Raw genomic sequence first — 15,710 nt, 5'->3', positions numbered from 1 at the left:
TGAACAAGACTGAAATAGATTGTGCGCAGACAGATGTTGAAAGTTGTCGTATGATCATTGCAACTTTACAAAAACAAGCGCATCGCCACAAAGAATGAGGACAAGATGAATATTGCAGCAAATCCTATGGTTGAAGCCAGCCAAACTATCTATTTAAAAGACTATCAAAAACCTTCATTCTTGGTAGATGCTGTAGAGCTAGATATTCAAGTCTATGCAGATTACACCCAAGTGGGTGCAACATTGAAAATGCAGCGTCAGACTGCAGGCGATTTGGTGTTATTGGGCCGTGATTTAAAATTGAAATCTATTATTTTGAATGGCACGGAATTATCGGAAAGTGACTATCAATTAGATAGTGAGCAGCTTCGCATTGCAAATGCACCTGATCAAGTCACGTTAGAAACCATCGTGATCATTCATCCTGAAAGCAATACGCAACTTGAAGGCTTATATCAGGCAAGTTCTGATTTATTTGTTACCCAAAACGAGCCTGAAGGTTTCCGTAAAATTACCTTCTATCCTGACCGCCCAGACGTATTGTCGGTATTTACCACACGTGTTGAAGCCGATAAAAAATATCCTGTGTTATTGGCAAACGGCAACTTGTTAGAAACAGGTGAAGCAGGCGAAGGTCGTCATTATGCGATTTGGCAAGACCCGACCAAAAAGCCAAGCTATTTATTTGCTTGTGTGATTGGCGATTTGGCAGTCATGAAAGACCATTATGTGACATCTGAAGGGCGTAATGTTGCACTGGAAATTTATGCAGAAGAAAAAGACATTCCAAAATGCAAAATTGCTATGCAAGCGTTAAAACATTCGATGCGTTGGGATGAAGAACACTATGGTCTGCCGTATGATTTAGATAATTATATGATTGTGGCGACCAGTGCCTTCAATATGGGCGCAATGGAAAATAAAGGTCTGAATATTTTCAATACGTCATGTGTATTGGCCGATGAAGAATACACCACAGATGCCGCAATTATGCGCGTACAGTCCGTGATTGCGCATGAATATTTTCATAACTGGACAGGTAACCGTATTACTTGCCGCGATTGGTTCCAGTTGTGTTTAAAAGAAGGTTTAACGGTGTTCCGTGACCAATCTTTCTCTGAAGATTTACAGTCTGCCGCAGTACAGCGTATTGATGATGTGGCGGTGCTCAAAGCACATCAATTCCCCGAAGATTCTGGCCCGTTATCGCACCCGCCACGTCCAGATCATTTTGTAGAAATTAATAACTTCTATACCGCAACAGTCTATGAAAAAGGTGCGGAAATTAACCGCATGATGTCGACTTTACTCGGTAAAGAAAAATTCCGTAAAGGTAGTGATGAATATTTCCGTCGTCATGATGGACAAGTAGTCACGGTTGAAGATTGGGTCAATGCTTTAAGCGCAGGTTCAGGTGTCGATTTATCTAATTTCCTGACTTGGTACAATCAACCAGGCACACCAAAGCTTGAAGTGCAGGGCGAATACGATGCGGCTGCGCAGGTTTATCGTTTAAATTTAAAACAAAGTCTGAAAAGCAATGCCAAATATCCAAACTTAAAAGCATTGCCTATTCCTGTTGCATTGGCATTGTTCAATGCAGAAACAGGCGAGCAATATATTTTGCAGTCTGAAGCTTTGGTTGAAAACTCAGTAAAAGATGGTGTGTATTTGTTTGATCAGGCACAAGCAAGTATTGAATTTAGCGGTATAACTGCGCATCCCGTTGTTTCTTTATTGCGTAATTTTTCTGCACCTGTGAATTTAGAATTTAACTATTCTAATGATGAATTGGCATTTTTAATGCAGCACGAAACCAATGGCTTTAACCAGTGGCAGGCGACTCAGACTCTATTGGAACGTATTTTATTGGAAGAACATGCAGCAGATACTTATTTGCAAGCCATGAAAAATACAGTACCTGCTTTAATTGAAAAAGATCCTTTGTTGGCATCACGTATTTTTGATGTACCTTCTGAAGGCTATTTGGGCAGCCGTATTGATCAAAATTATCAACCTGAAAAAATTCAGCAACAACGCAATGCGCTGTTAGATACATTGGCGCGCGAACTTGGTGCATTCTGCAAAGAAACCTATTTAAGCCTTGATCCAGACATGCAGCAAGATTTCTCTCAGGCAATGGGTGTACGTGCTTTAAAGAATATCATGTTGGCGTTAATGGCACGTCAGGGCGATGCCGAAGCGTTTGAGCTGGCAAAGCAGCAATACCAAACAACTCGAAATATGTCTGAGCGTTTAGGGGCATTGCGTGTCTTGGTGTGGAATGATGCACCGCAAGCCAAAGCTGCTTTGGAAGATTTTTATACACGTTTTAAAGATGAAGCTTTAGCACTTGATCAATGGTTTATGGTTCAAGCTTCACATCCAAAAGCGACAGCTGAAACCATTCAGGCTTTAACTGCACATCCTGATTATGATTTGGGTACACCTAACCGTATTCGTTCAGTCAGTGGTGGTTTAAATAGCAACCCTGTGAATACATGGAGTTTTGGTGTTCAGCATTTTATTGACTTAGCCAAGTATTTAGATGAGAAAAACCCAATTGTAGGTTCGCGTTTATTGCAGGTGTTGTCGCGTTGGTACACTTTGGCAGAGCCACAACGTAACCAAGTGCAAGCAGCGTTGCTAAATTTGCAGTCTGTGGTGAAATCTAAAAACGTGGTTGAAACCCTAAATAGTATGTTAGAGGTTTAAGTTAAAAAACTAAAAGCCATTTCATCAATTCGTTGAAATGGCTTTTTTGTGGCTGGAATACATTAAAAATAATCTAGCTTAGTCACAGCGAATTTGATATTCATTTTTATAGTTGGTGTAAGTTTCATTTAATTCAGCAAGTAATTTTTTCTCGTTATATTGCCGATCTTCAGGTTTAGAATTTTTAAGTACAATTGGCATATATTCATGTTTGTAAATCTGCGTATATTCTTCACAAATAATATGTTTGCGCTCATCTGCAGAATAGTTATCTAAATCGCGAAGCAAGTTTTCATTCATTTTGGTATTGATGAGATCGAGTTCATCAAACATGCTTGGGGCTTGATCTGACGGTTGGGATGGGGAACAGCCGAAAGTGATAAAGCTACATATCAGAACGTAAACCCACTGCTTCACATTGACCCCAATGATAAAAAATCAAATTTATATTATAGCCTTAAAAGCGTAAAATTTAAGTGAATAGTCAGTTTTATTGGCAGTGAAATCAATTGAATGACAGTGTGTCGATTTTGTGTATTTAGACAATATGGCTGACTTGGGAAATGCAGTTTTATGTGTTAGTTTTGATGAAAATGAATGTTTTTCTGCGCTGAATTTCTGCAGATGAGTATCTAAAAAATCACGAAAAATTGAGGCATGAAATGGCTAAACATTATGACTATTTGGTAATTGGGGCAGGAAGTGGTGGTATTGCTTCGGCCAATCGCGCGGCGCAATATGGTAAAAAATGTGCATTAATTGAAGTTGCAGATTTGGGCGGGACTTGTGTCAATGTGGGGTGTGTGCCTAAAAAAGTGATGTGGTATTCTGCGCAAATCGCCGATGCTATTCAAAAATACGGCCCAGATTATGGTTTTAATACTGAATTAAAATCGCATGATTGGAATACGTTAATTCAAAATCGTCAAGCTTATATTCAGCGTATCCATGCATCGTATCAATCAGGTTTAGCTAAAAACAATGTTGATGTGATTCAGGGCTTTGCTCGTTTTGTAAATGAAAAAACAATTGAAGTAAATCAGCAGCAATACACTGCAGATCACATTTTAATAGCCACAGGAACTGAGCCAACACGTCCAGATATTGAAGGGGCAGAGCTAGGAATTGATTCAAACGGTTTCTTTGAATTGCAACAATTACCAAAACGCACGGCAATTGTCGGTTCGGGTTATATTGCCGTAGAGTTAGCAGGTGTTTTAAATGGGTTGGGTTCAGAAGTTGGATTGTTTATTCGTAAACAATTGCCGCTGCGTAGTTTAGATCAATTTTTAGGTGAAACATTACTTGAATGTATGCGTGATGAACATATCCAAGTGCATACGCAAGCCATTCCAAAGAAAGTCACTCGCCAAGCGGATCAGTCTTTGTTATTACATCTTGAAGATGGTTCACAGCATGAGGTCGATTGTCTGATTTGGGCAGTTGGACGTAAACCAAATACACAAGCATTGAACTTGGCTGCTGCAAATGTGCAGATTGATGAAAAAGGATATATCGCAGTAGATCAATTCCAAAATACTAGCCAAGCGGGTATTTATGCGGTGGGCGATATTATTGGAAAAATTGAGCTGACACCCGTTGCTGTTGCAGCAGGACGCAAATTGTCTGAGCGCTTATTCAACAATAAACCAAATGAATATTTAGATTATCAAAATGTTGCCACAGTGGTCTTTAGTCATCCGCCTATTGGTACGGTGGGATTAAGCGAAGCACAAGCCATTGAACAGTTTGGGCAAGATCAGGTTAAAGTTTACCAATCTTCTTTTACCTCAATGTACACAGCTGTAACTCAGCATCGTCAAGCGTCTAAAATGAAATTGGTCTGCGTTGGTGATGAACAGAAAGTCGTGGGCGTGCATGGTATTGGTTATGGCATGGATGAAATTTTGCAAGGTTTTGCAGTCGCGGTCAAAATGGGTGCGACCAAGCAGGATTTTGACAATACTGTTGCAATTCATCCAACTGCTGCAGAAGAATTTGTGACCATGCGTTAATAGAATAGCGTGGTCGCTCACAAAGAGTATGGGTTAAAAAATCCATACTCGTTTTTATTTTTGAAGTTTGTAGATAAAGATCAGAAGATAAACGTCAGAAAGATAAAGTTTGTTATCGTTATTTAGTTAGCCTAATAAGAAAACCCACCGAAGTGAGCTTGTGCGATCAAACACCATCCATTGTGTTTGGGGTAGATTATCTCACGAAAATGATTAAGGTTTGATTAAGAAATTTTTGTTTTATTAAGTTTATCTTTACAACTTTGTAGTCCATGCTGCAAAGACTTTAAATCTATGTTATAATATAACTTGTACAATAAAAATATCTCTATTCTCTCGTAGTTATTCATCATCATGCTGTGCTGCATTTATTTTCTATGCACTGCAAATTAAGTGTGATGAATGTTGTTGTATTAAAAACTATGCTCAAAATTTTAATTTGAGCTTGATTTGTAAGTTATAAATGAATTGGTGTAAATATTGAAAAAAATGCAAACAATGCTTGCGAAAGCAGTGAATGGTCGCGAAATTATGGTGTCTTTGGTGGCATCAAAGAAAAAGCAAAATACCCGTGATGGTTTTAAATGGGTCGAAGTCGGAAAACATGTGTTGTTGGAATGTGGTCAGGAAATTGAACTGAATTTAGATGGTCGCAGTTTTTATACCGATACGCATGAAATGTTCCGTTTACCGCATCGGGTTAATTAAGTTTTGGTCTGAAATGAATATTCAACCTAGCTAAACTGGATTGCATAATATGTAATTTAGAAAAGCTTTTAAAAGTTTTATCCAGAAAAATCCCGTTCATTGGCGAACGGGATTTTTTTATTTTGTCTTTTACTGTGACAGAGCACAGTCAGTATTGAATTAAACCTTAACAATCAAAACAGGAACAGGGGACTGAGTCAGTACGTTTTGAGCAACGCTACCGAGCATCATCTTTTTCACGCCAGTACGGCCATGCGAACCCATAATAATCAGGTCAGCACCAATTTCATTGGCGATTTGTACAATCCCTTCAGAGGCTGCAACACCGCGGATAATTTTGGTATCTACCGAAATACCTTCACGGCTAAAGGATTGCTGAATTTCAGCCAAACGATTTTGTGCATTTTGTTCAGCCTGCATGAAATAATCGGTAATTGCTGGTGCAACTTTGTAGAAGTCTACGCCTACAAAAGGATCAACTGCAATTACACTCATAATAGTAACAGGGCAATTTAGATCTTTTGCCAATGAAAGTGCTTGTTCGGCTGCAGCATAAGACATAGGTGACTCATCTACTGGAACAAGTAAGTGTTTATAAGTGGTCATGGCAAATCCTTATTTAAAATTTATGATGAAAATATGGTTTAAATTTGTGATTAAGCTTTCACTACAAGCACAGGTAATTCTGCATGACGTAATACGTCTGTGGCAAAGCTACCCAATAATAATTTTTGGAAACCTTTACGACCATGTGAACCCATCACAATCACATCGGCATTTAAGTCTTTCGCAGTTTTGATTACACCTTCAGCAGATACCAAACCCTCAACCACGCGAGTTTCTGCATTTACACCCACTGCTTTCGCAATTTCATCTGCTTCTTTTAATGCCTTTTGTGCATTGGCTGTCGCTTGCACAAAGTATTCTTTCATAATGGCAGATGAATAATTATAGTAAAAGTCAGAATCAGTAAATGGGTCTTCCGCAACAAGGCTAATTAAGGTGAGTTTGCTGTTAAATACTTTGGCAATTTCAGCTGCATGTTTGACCGCTGAAAAAGAAATTTGTGAACCATCTACAGGGACTAAAATATTTTGGTACGACATTCGGGTAACTCCAGAAATTATGATTATTCGCCTTACACTTTATTGATAGCATATAGTCTATACAGGTTCAATTTAAAATCTGAAAAAAGATTGATAATTCATTTAATTACCCGCCAAATTTGCTGAAATAAAAGATAAGCTGAAGATGATGAAATTGCTCAATTCAACGGCAAGGCTATACGATAAAATAAGCTGCTAAATTTGCAAAATAAACAGCCCCAAATGTTTTGAATAACTTGGGTTTGAATTGTGCCTATGAATCTTGAGGGAATTGTGGTTTGAAATTATTTTGGATGTTGCTGTGTTTTATATTGTTAAGTGCTTGTCAAACCACGCAGCAGAACAGTCGAATCATTGCTGGTGCATTTAATCTCACCACAGGCTTGCAGCAGAAAATCATGGATCGCTATGCACCCAAAAACATACAAGTGCAACATGATATTGTGTATGCAACGCAGCCTAATTTGAGTTTTGACTTGTATCAAAACAGTCAATTGCAAGATTTAGCCGCACGCCCGACAATTGTCTGGATTCATGGTGGTGGCTGGATTGCGGGCTCAAAAGCACATGCACGTGGCTATTTTAAATTATTAGCCGCGCAGGGCTTTAATGTAATTGCAGTACAATATCAATTCGCCCCGCATGCAACTTATCCTACTCAGTTGCAACAAATTGATCAGGGTTTAAATTACATCACGCAACATGCAGAAAAGTATCAGCTTAATCCACAACAATTATATTTGGCAGGTGATTCTGCAGGGGCGAATTTAGCGAGCCATTATGCCGCATTATTGAGTAATCCAGCGTTTGCACAGCAGTCTAATTTACAGCCGACTATTCAGCACAAACAACTCAAAGGGCTGATTTTGCATTGCGGGATTTATGATCTAAAAGCGTTTGTAGAAACCGCACCTGATGAAATGAATATAGTAGAGTGGGGTGTTTATAATTTGGTGCAGGCTTATACGGGAGATCGGAAGCAGGACAGTGAATTTCTGAAGAATATTTCGCCTATTCAACATTTAAAGGCAAACTATCCTGCGGTATTTATCAGTGGTGGTAACAAAGACTTTTTAACAGAAACTCAATCTATGCCGATGCTGCATGCTTTACAGCAACAGCAGATTCCTGTGACGACAGCATTTTATCCAGATACAAAAGCATGGTTAATTCACGAATATCAATTTTTTATGCACCAAAAAGAAAGCCAGCAAACTTTTGCTAAAACAGTAGAATTTATCCGAAGCACAGCAGACCCTAATGTATCGCGCATACAATAAATCAATACGATGCTTCAGAAAAAGTGTTTTTTAACTGCTTAAGTTATTTAGCTTTTGCTTTGTTTAAACTTTAAAACTGCCAAAACCACACAACCAAAAATCAGTCCCCAAAATGCAGAACCAATACCAAAAAACTGCACCCCAGAAGCACTAAATAAAAAGGTCAATAAAGCGGCTTCACGCTCTGCAACGTGCTGAAAGGCGAGGGCGATGTTGTGTCCAATAGTGCCAAGCAGTGCAATTCCTGCCAAAGCAGTAATAAAAACAGCTGGGAATGACATCAACAAACTGGTGAGCGTTGCAGCAAAGATCCCCATCAAGATATAAAACAAACCGCAGCTAATTCCCGCAATATAGCGTTTACTGGCATCGGGATGCGATTGATCATCTAAGCTAATCGCAGCACTGATGGATGCGATATTGACACTAAAACATCCAAATGGCGCGAAAATCGCTTGTGCTGTGCCTGTCCAACCAATTAAGTGACGTACATTCGGGTTAAAGCCATAGCTTTTGATCATGGCAAGACCGGGCAAATATTGCGATGCCATATTAATGACAAACAAAGGCAGGGCTAAACCTAAAATAGCAGACCAACTTAATTCAGGTTGCATCCAAACTGGTTGTGCAATACTCGATTGCACACTCGGCATTTGAAATTGTAAGAAGATTGGGCATAACGCGACACCAATCAATACAGTTAAAACAATGCTATAACGTGGGCTAAATCGTTTTGCCAATACATAAGCCGCCAATAAAGACAAAATAAATGCCCATGCTTCTTGCAGACTGGTAAATAGGGCAATCCCAAATTTAAGCAGCACACCTGCCAACATGGCGCTGGTTAAGCTTTGTGGAATATAAGTCAGTACCTTTTCAAAAATACCTAAAAAGCCAAGCACTGCTGTGAGTACGCCACAAAATAAAAATGCGCCAATTGCTTCGTGTAAGCTATAACCGCTGCCCGTGGCGATAATCAGTGCCAAGCCTGCGGTAGACCATGAGGTCGCCACAGGATATTTAAATTTCCAAGATAAAATCAGCCCGCTTAGACCAATACCTAAACCCAACGCCCAAAACCAAGAGCTGATTTGCTCAGCACTTGCGCCTAAAATTTGTGCTGCCTGAATGACTAAAACCGCGGAAACACTAATACCGACCAAGAAGGTAATAAAACCTGCAAATACTGCAGGCACAGAGAAGTCATTTAAAAGTTTTTGCATGCTTTCTTAGACATATTTTCTATAATTTATGAACAGATCATACACATTTGAACAAATAGTCAAAAGTGTTTTTTATACTTTTTTTATAGCGTTGAGCTTGCCAGTCTAAAGCCAAAACCGCAGAACAAAATACCAATGCTTGCAACGCAAATGGCTGCAATTTTATAGCGTTGATTGAAATAACTGGCTAATTTGACTCCTGAAAAAATCAAGATAGATAAATAACCCATGCTAATGATTTGTAGGACGATGGCTAAAACAGCAAAGCTCAGCATCGGGTAGGTGTAATCAGGATTGACGAATTGCACAAAAAAAGACAAATAAAACAAAATTGCTTTTGGGTTAATAACGCTAATCATTAAAGCAGTTCGGTAGGGATGAACCCGTTCAGTTGTATTGCTCGTTGCTGTTGTAGAAAGATTGGCGTGCGAAGTTCTGGTTTGTGGAAACCATGTTTTATAGGCTGCAATCAGTAGTTTAATACCTAAATAGCCTAAGTAGAGCGCACCAACTACTTTTAATAAGGTGAATAGCCATGGAAAAGCATGCAGTAATGAGGCTGCCCCTAAAATGGTGCACACAATTAAAATCAGATCACCCGTAAATACACCGAAAGCAGCTGCATAGCCTGTGCGTATCCCAAAGCGTGAAGCCACAGACATCACATACAAAGAGTTTGGGCCAGGTAAAAGCACAATTAATGTCGTGCCTATGATGAATGTGCTGAGGTCTGTAATACCAAACACTGCCAACTTATCCCAATAAAAAACCGATGTTGCAGTATAACAACATCGGTTTTGTGGCTTAGTAAAAATTTTGGAATTTTACTGGGATAGGTTAAAGCTTAAGCTTTAATCTCTGCATCTAAGCCGAAAGACTGGCGTAATAGGGTGGCAAGTTGCTCACGCGCTTTAATAAAGCCATCAATGCCGCCTTGTAACAATTGGAACGCCATCAAATCTGCCTCAAGTTGCGCTTTGAATTGTTCCTTTTCAATTGCTGCCAGTGGTTCAGCTTGAACTTGAATGCCATTGGTCGATAACGCTGCAGCGACTTCTCGTTCATCAGCTTCAAGTTCTGCCAATAAATTTGGTGCAACGGTCAATAAATCACAACCAGCTAAAGCCAAAACCTGATCAATACTACGGAAACTCGCGCCCATAATTTCAGTTTGTACTTGATGCTGTTTATAGAATTGATAAATTTTCTTCACCGAAAGTACACCCGGATCTTTCTCTATAGGGTAGTACATGACATTTTCAGCTTTTTTATACCAATCTAAAATACGACCCACAAATGGTGAAATTAACGTCACTTTGGCATCTGCACAAGCATGTGCCTGATGCAAACCAAACAACAAGGTTAAATTGGTGTGAATACCTTCAGCTTCCAACACTTTAGCTGCTTGAATGCCTTCCCATGTAGAAGCAATCTTAATCAAAATGCGGTCTGAATGAACACCATAAGCTTGGTACAGCGCTAAAAGTTCTTTGGCTTTGGCAATGGTCGCATCAGTGTCATAAGACAAAGAGGCATCCACCTCAGTCGAAACACGACCTTCAATCAGCTTTAAAATTTCTACACCAAATTTGACCGTTAAAATATCAATGCTGCGCTCAACCAATAGATCATTTGTATAACCTTCAGCTTTGGCTTGCTCAAATGCAGCTTCAATCAACGCTTTATTTTCAGGTTGATTTGCAGCCGCCGTAATGAGTGATGGGTTGGTGGTCGCATCCAAAGGACGAAACTTTTCAATCGCAGCCAAGTCACTACTATCTGCAACAATGGTGGTTAAGTTTTTTAGTTGATTTAAGGCTGTCTGTGTCATTCGAGATCTAGTTCTTAGGTTATTGCTTATACATTCAGTTATATCACAAACAGCTTTTAACCCAAGTACCAAGTAAGAGGGTTTGTGGATTATTTACCAGTTTTTCTCAGATTTCGGACGTGATTAATCAAAAAATGAGCAGCAGCGCCCAATTGATGTTCTCGGCTCCAGACCAAATCGACAAAATATTCAAATTTTGGGGTGAAATCTAGCAGCTGTAAAATTTTTAATTCGTGTTGTAGTTCAGGATGTTCATTCAGCATTTCCAAGGGCAAGACACCCCAGCCTAAACCCTGCTTAATCATACTGCAGGCAGAATGATGATTATCGGTACGCCAATAGTGCTTAGAAAATAACAACTCGGGTTTAATCTGCCGATCACGGCTCGCCACTACAATTTGCCGATTTTGTAAAATCTGTTCAAAACTGACTTGATCAGATTCAGCCAGCGGTGAATGTCGGGCAGCGACAGGCACTAAAATTTCACGTTTTAATTCCACAAATTGTTCACTGCTTTGTAATTGTTCGCGTTCAAACATAAAGGCCAAGTCCGCTGCTTGAGTCATGAGTAAATGCAGTGCATCTTCTTGTGGCGCAGAGAAAATATTGATCTGCAATTCAGGAAATTGCTGTTCTAGTAACACAATATAATCTGTCCAGCGAGTGTGTAGTAATTCAGACACCACCACAATATTTAAGTGTGCTTCCAGCCCAGAACTGAGCGCAAAAGCATGTTGTTTCCATTGCTTCATTTCTATGAGCAGTTGTTTACTTTTTTCGTAAAGACTCTGTGCTTGTGGGGTAGGCAGAGGTTCACGCCCAACCCGTTCAAACAGTTTTAAGTCTAAATCAATTTCTAAATTGGCAATTGACATACTAATTGCCGAAGGCACTTTGCCCAATTGACGTGCAGCTGCAGAAAAAGAACCCGTTTCCATGACGGTGATAAAAATAATCAGCTGATCTTGATTGATATTCATGACAGAGGTTGGCTTTTATCTTTCAATATTATTGATGGATTCTAACTCGATTGGTCAATTAAATGAAAATAAAATAAGCGGGGAAGGATAAGTATTTGAGTAAGCAGATGTTGATTTCCAAAAGAAGATGGGTACATGCCCTGAGTTATGAAGTGATTTTATTGGTCATTATTGCCTTGGTATTAAGTTATATGTTTGAAATGCCAATGCAAGTGACAGGTGGTCTAGGTATTGCAATGGCAGTGACATCGGTGCTGTGGAATATGTTGTTTAATCATTATTTTGAAAAGTTTGAAGCAAAGCACCAATTACACAGAACTTTTAAAATACGTATTTTACATGCAATTGGTTTTGAAGGTGGCTTAATGCTCGCTACTATTCCAATGGTGGCATATGCCTTAGAAAAATCAATAATGCAGGCAATTTTGATTGATTTGCTGATGACGCTCAGTATTTTGCTCTATACCTTTATTTTTCAATATTGTTATGACCATATCGAAGCGAAATTGGGTTATGCTCCGCAACATTCAGTCAGATAAAACGCTAGTGGCTAATTAAAAGTGAGCTGCTATAAATTAAGCGCTATAAAAAAGCCACCTGAGCGAATCAAGTGGCTTTTATTGCTATCTAAATTAGAACTAGGCAGAATTATTTTTCAATAATGGCTGTTACACCTTGACCGCCTGCTGCACAGATTGACACCAATACGCGACCTGAACCTTTTTGATTCAGAAGTTTCGCCGCAGTGGCAATAATACGTCCGCCTGTTGCTGCAAATGGGTGACCTGCTGCCAAAGATGAACCTTTGACGTTCAGCTTGCTACGATCAATTGATCCTAAAGGTGCATCTAAACCTAAACGCTCTTTACAGAAGTTCGGATCTTCCCATGCTTTTAAGGTCGACAAGACTTGTGAAGCAAATGCTTCGTGAATTTCGTAATAGTCGAAGTCTTGTAATGTTAAACCAGCACGTTCAAGCATACGTGGAACAGCGTACGCAGGTGCCATCAACAAACCTTCTTTTTTGCCTACAAAATCAACTGCTGCAGTTTCTTGGAAAGTCAAATATGCCAAGACTTCGTGACCATTGGCTTTTGCCCATTCTTCAGAGGCAAGTAATACGCAAGATGCACCATCGGTTAGTGGAGTCGAGTTACCCGCCGTCATAGTGCGCGCGTCGCCTTTACCAAAAGCAGGTTTTAACTTCGCTAGTTTTTCTACAGTAGAATCTGCACGTAAGTTATTGTCACGTTCTAAACCTAAGAATGGCGTGATGAGATCATCAAAGAAACCTTCGTCATAGGCAGCTGCCATTTTTTGGTGAGATGAAGCTGCTAACTCATCCTGCGCTTCACGAGAGATGCCCCATTCCAACGTAGTAATGGCTTGGTGGTCGCCCATTGATAAACCTGTGCGTGGTTCACCGTTACGTGGCGCATCCATTAAATCTTTAATGTTGATTTTGGTTAATGCTTTTAAGCGGTCTTTACCTGTTTTTGCAATGTTCAATTCAAGCAATGCTTTACGCAAACCATCGCCAAATGCGATTGGCGCGTCAGAAGTCGTATCTACACCGCCTGCAACACCAACCTCGATTTGACCCAGTGCAATTTTATTCGCAACTAAAAAAGCAGCCTGCAAGCCAGTACCACATGCTTGTTGTATATCGTAAGCAGGTGTTTCAGGAGCAAGGGCAGTATTGAGTACGCACTCACGAGTCATGTTAAAGTCACGGCTGTGTTTGAGCACTGCACCTGCAACAACTTCACCCAAATGCTGACCTTGTAAGTTGAATCGTTCAACAAGACCATTTAATGCTGCTGTAAACATATCTGTATTAGATGCAGTAAAGTAAGCGCCATTAGAACGTGCGAATGGAATACGGTTACCACCGATAATAGCAACGCGGCGAACAGTGTTTTGGCTCATAATTTTATCCTGTTGAACAGAGGTATTGGTATTAGATGGTGCTTTTGTTTGCGTTGAAGCAGTTGTTTTAGCACGGCTAGTCGTGCGGGTACGTGTAGTTTTTGTCGTACTCGTGTTGGAACGGGTTGCAGTGTTGCTACTTTTGCTTGTACGTTTAGCAGTTGATGTATTTGACACAGAATCCGTTGCAGAATTTTCCACTGCTGGATTTTCTTGAGTTGTTTTGCTCATAAGGCTTTTCCAAGCATGTTAAGGGTCTACTTGATGCGTACATTAGCACAATAGTATGACAGCTGAATTGACTACAATGACATTGCAGAATGCATTCAGGTCAAGACATCTGATAATTAACTCAAGTATGATTTAGCACAAACGGGTAACGCTATTGAAATGTGGGCATTTGGCATCATATTGATGTTAAAAGATATCGTGTAATCCATCAAAAAATGAATTTATGAGAGATAATAATCATGACTGATCAATACCAAACATTTGCAAAATCTCCTATTGGTAAATTTGTCATTAAAAATTTGGGTTTACCATCCCCAACTTTTTTAGATCGTTTCGAGTCTGCAACGCCTGTGGTAAAAGGTGCAGTACTTTTAGGTGCAGCGCCTGCAAGTGATTTATCTGCTGAAATTGCACAGGTTTTAGCCAATGTACATGCCAATAGTTATGCAGGCAACAATGCAGAATTGCAACAAGCTGCGGCAAAAGTAGGTTTAAATTTAGGTGCGTTCAATTCGGGCGATAAAGAATCTAAATTTAAAGTGGTGGTGTTTGATGCTTCAGGTATTGAAAACTCAGAACAATTAAAAGCGCTTTATGATTTCTTTAACCCAATCGCACGTCAAATTCAGGCTTCTGGTCGCGTGGTGGTGATTGGTACTACACCAGAAACTGCAGGCAGTGTGAAAAAAGCCATTGCACAACGCGCTTTGGAAGGTTTTGTAAAATCGGTAGGCAAAGAATTTAAAAAAGGCATTGCGGCTAACTTAATTTATGTCGATCAAGGTGCTGCAGCAAACTTAGAATCTACGTTACGTTTTGCAATTTCACCACGTTCTGCTTATGTGTCAGGTCAGGTGATTCGTGTGTCGAGTGCTGCAACTGTAGATGTAGATTGGGCAAAACCATTGGCAGGTAAAACTGCAGTGGTGACAGGTGCAAGCCGTGGTATTGGTGAAGCGATTGCGCATGTGTTGGCACGTGATGGTGCACACGTTATTTGCCTAGACGTTCCACAACAACAAGCAGATTTAGACCGTGTTGCCGCTGAAATCGGTGGTTCAACACTAGCAATTGACATTACTGCTGCAGATGCAGGCGAGCAAATTAAAACAGCTGCCGCTGCGCAAGGTGGTTTGGATATTATTGTGCATAATGCGGGGATTACCCGTGACAAAACTTTGGCAAATATGAAACCAGAGCTTTGGGATTTAGTCATTAACATCAACTTGTCTGCAATTGAGCGTGTGAACGATTACTTATTGGAAAATGATGGTTTAAATGCCAATGGTCGTATTGTTTGCGTATCTTCAATTTCAGGTATTGCAGGCAACTTGGGTCAAACCAACTATGCAGCATCTAAAGCTGGCGTGATTGGTGTCGTGAAATTCACCGCACCTGTTTTAAACAACGGCATCACCATTAATGCGGTTGCACCGGGCTTTATTGAAACGCAAATGACTGCTGCAATTCCTTTTGCCATTCGTGAAGCAGGTCGCCGTATGAACTCTATGAGTCAAGGTGGTTTACCTGTAGACGTTGCAGAAACCATTGCTTACTTTGCTTCATCGGCATCGACAGGTATTAATGGTAACGTGGTACGTGTTTGTGGTCAAAGCTTGTTAGGGGCTTAACACCTTCAAAGTTCTCTCCCTTGGGGAGAGGATTTAGGAGAGGGAGATAAGGGGATAGATT

At 40.0% G+C, this 15,710-nt stretch carries 14 protein-coding genes; 6 read left to right on the top strand and 8 right to left on the bottom strand.

Features of this window, described 5'->3' with window-relative positions; genetic code table 11:
- The first annotated feature begins 105 nt into the window (after positions 1-105).
- Positions 106-2,715: an aminopeptidase N gene (pepN, locus tag FTV43_RS06070; RefSeq protein WP_179995117.1), complete on the top strand. Its 2,610-nt coding sequence runs from the start codon at positions 106-108 to the stop codon at positions 2,713-2,715.
- Between the two features lie 78 nt (positions 2,716-2,793).
- Here the strand turns inward: pepN and FTV43_RS06065 are convergent, their stop codons facing one another.
- Positions 2,794-3,132, bottom strand: a complete 339-nt coding sequence (locus FTV43_RS06065) for a hypothetical protein (RefSeq protein WP_179995116.1) — start codon at positions 3,130-3,132, stop codon at positions 2,794-2,796.
- A 245-nt stretch (positions 3,133-3,377) separates the two neighbouring features.
- Between FTV43_RS06065 and gorA the strand changes: the two genes are divergently transcribed.
- Positions 3,378-4,730, top strand: a complete 1,353-nt coding sequence (gene gorA / locus FTV43_RS06060; protein WP_179995115.1) for a glutathione-disulfide reductase — start codon at positions 3,378-3,380, stop codon at positions 4,728-4,730.
- 480 nt (positions 4,731-5,210) lie between these two features.
- The gene (locus FTV43_RS06055) at positions 5,211-5,438 is read left to right on the top strand and encodes a hypothetical protein (protein ID WP_019837226.1); all 228 of its coding nucleotides are present in this window, start codon (positions 5,211-5,213) and stop codon (positions 5,436-5,438) included.
- Positions 5,439-5,597: 159 nt separating this feature from the next.
- On the opposite strand, the gene FTV43_RS06050 is transcribed toward FTV43_RS06055, so the two are convergent.
- Together FTV43_RS06050 and FTV43_RS06045 are read right to left on the bottom strand one after the other, a co-directional pair.
- Positions 5,598-6,044, bottom strand: coding sequence for a universal stress protein (locus FTV43_RS06050; protein WP_004973247.1), 447 nt, complete (start codon positions 6,042-6,044; stop codon positions 5,598-5,600).
- A gap of 50 nt (positions 6,045-6,094) precedes the next feature.
- Positions 6,095-6,544 carry a universal stress protein gene (locus FTV43_RS06045; protein WP_179995114.1) on the bottom strand — a complete coding sequence of 150 codons (450 nt, stop codon included), beginning with the start codon at positions 6,542-6,544 and terminating at the stop codon, positions 6,095-6,097.
- A 293-nt stretch (positions 6,545-6,837) separates the two neighbouring features.
- Here FTV43_RS06045 and FTV43_RS06040 point away from each other — a divergent pair, with 293 nt between their 5' ends.
- Complete coding sequence (locus tag FTV43_RS06040; RefSeq protein ID WP_179995173.1) at positions 6,838-7,824, top strand: alpha/beta hydrolase; 987 nt, start codon at positions 6,838-6,840, stop codon at positions 7,822-7,824.
- Between the two features lie 47 nt (positions 7,825-7,871).
- Here the strand turns inward: FTV43_RS06040 and FTV43_RS06035 are convergent, their stop codons facing one another.
- From FTV43_RS06035 to FTV43_RS06020, 4 genes are all read right to left on the bottom strand, one after another.
- Positions 7,872-9,047 carry a benzoate/H(+) symporter BenE family transporter gene (locus FTV43_RS06035; protein ID WP_104852107.1) on the bottom strand — a complete coding sequence of 392 codons (1,176 nt, stop codon included), beginning with the start codon at positions 9,045-9,047 and terminating at the stop codon, positions 7,872-7,874.
- A gap of 83 nt (positions 9,048-9,130) precedes the next feature.
- Entirely contained in the window at positions 9,131-9,793 is a 663-nt protein-coding gene (gene leuE, locus FTV43_RS06030) for a leucine efflux protein LeuE (protein WP_179995113.1), read from the bottom strand.
- A gap of 98 nt (positions 9,794-9,891) precedes the next feature.
- The gene (gene tal / locus FTV43_RS06025; protein WP_136144603.1) at positions 9,892-10,878 is read right to left on the bottom strand and encodes a transaldolase; all 987 of its coding nucleotides are present in this window, start codon (positions 10,876-10,878) and stop codon (positions 9,892-9,894) included.
- Positions 10,879-10,967: 89 nt separating this feature from the next.
- Positions 10,968-11,858, bottom strand: a complete 891-nt coding sequence (locus FTV43_RS06020) for a LysR family transcriptional regulator (RefSeq protein WP_179990793.1) — start codon at positions 11,856-11,858, stop codon at positions 10,968-10,970.
- Between the two features lie 107 nt (positions 11,859-11,965).
- On the opposite strand from FTV43_RS06020, the gene aceI reads away from it, so the two are divergent.
- Positions 11,966-12,397, top strand: coding sequence for a chlorhexidine efflux PACE transporter AceI (aceI, locus tag FTV43_RS06015; protein ID WP_179995172.1), 432 nt, complete (start codon positions 11,966-11,968; stop codon positions 12,395-12,397).
- Between the two features lie 109 nt (positions 12,398-12,506).
- Here the strand turns inward: aceI and FTV43_RS06010 are convergent, their stop codons facing one another.
- Positions 12,507-14,018: an acetyl-CoA C-acetyltransferase gene (locus FTV43_RS06010; protein WP_179995112.1), complete on the bottom strand. Its 1,512-nt coding sequence runs from the start codon at positions 14,016-14,018 to the stop codon at positions 12,507-12,509.
- 239 nt (positions 14,019-14,257) lie between these two features.
- Here FTV43_RS06010 and FTV43_RS06005 point away from each other — a divergent pair, with 239 nt between their 5' ends.
- The gene (locus FTV43_RS06005; RefSeq protein ID WP_179989514.1) at positions 14,258-15,649 is read left to right on the top strand and encodes a 3-oxoacyl-ACP reductase; all 1,392 of its coding nucleotides are present in this window, start codon (positions 14,258-14,260) and stop codon (positions 15,647-15,649) included.
- The last annotated feature ends 61 nt before the right edge of the window (positions 15,650-15,710 follow it).

The sequence above is a fragment of the Acinetobacter sp. YH16053 genome, assembly GCF_013417035.1.
Classification (GTDB): domain Bacteria; phylum Pseudomonadota; class Gammaproteobacteria; order Pseudomonadales; family Moraxellaceae; genus Acinetobacter; species Acinetobacter towneri.
The sequence above is the reverse complement of the archived record's forward strand: the minus strand, read 5'-3'. Positions and strand labels throughout refer to the sequence as shown.

Coding starts and splice junctions, on each gene's coding strand:
- pepN (WP_179995117.1), top strand. CDS start 106: ATGAATATTGCAGCAAATCCTATGGTTGAAGCCAGCCAAACTATCTAT.
- gorA (WP_179995115.1), top strand. CDS start 3,378: ATGGCTAAACATTATGACTATTTGGTAATTGGGGCAGGAAGTGGTGGT.
- FTV43_RS06050 (WP_004973247.1), bottom strand. CDS start 6,044: ATGACCACTTATAAACACTTACTTGTTCCAGTAGATGAGTCACCTATG.
- FTV43_RS06045 (WP_179995114.1), bottom strand. CDS start 6,544: ATGTCGTACCAAAATATTTTAGTCCCTGTAGATGGTTCACAAATTTCT.
- FTV43_RS06040 (WP_179995173.1), top strand. CDS start 6,838: ATGTTGCTGTGTTTTATATTGTTAAGTGCTTGTCAAACCACGCAGCAG.
- FTV43_RS06035 (WP_104852107.1), bottom strand. CDS start 9,047: ATGCAAAAACTTTTAAATGACTTCTCTGTGCCTGCAGTATTTGCAGGT.
- tal (WP_136144603.1), bottom strand. CDS start 10,878: ATGACACAGACAGCCTTAAATCAACTAAAAAACTTAACCACCATTGTT.
- FTV43_RS06020 (WP_179990793.1), bottom strand. CDS start 11,858: ATGAATATCAATCAAGATCAGCTGATTATTTTTATCACCGTCATGGAA.
- aceI (WP_179995172.1), top strand. CDS start 11,966: ATGTTGATTTCCAAAAGAAGATGGGTACATGCCCTGAGTTATGAAGTG.
- FTV43_RS06010 (WP_179995112.1), bottom strand. CDS start 14,018: ATGAGCAAAACAACTCAAGAAAATCCAGCAGTGGAAAATTCTGCAACG.
- FTV43_RS06005 (WP_179989514.1), top strand. CDS start 14,258: ATGACTGATCAATACCAAACATTTGCAAAATCTCCTATTGGTAAATTT.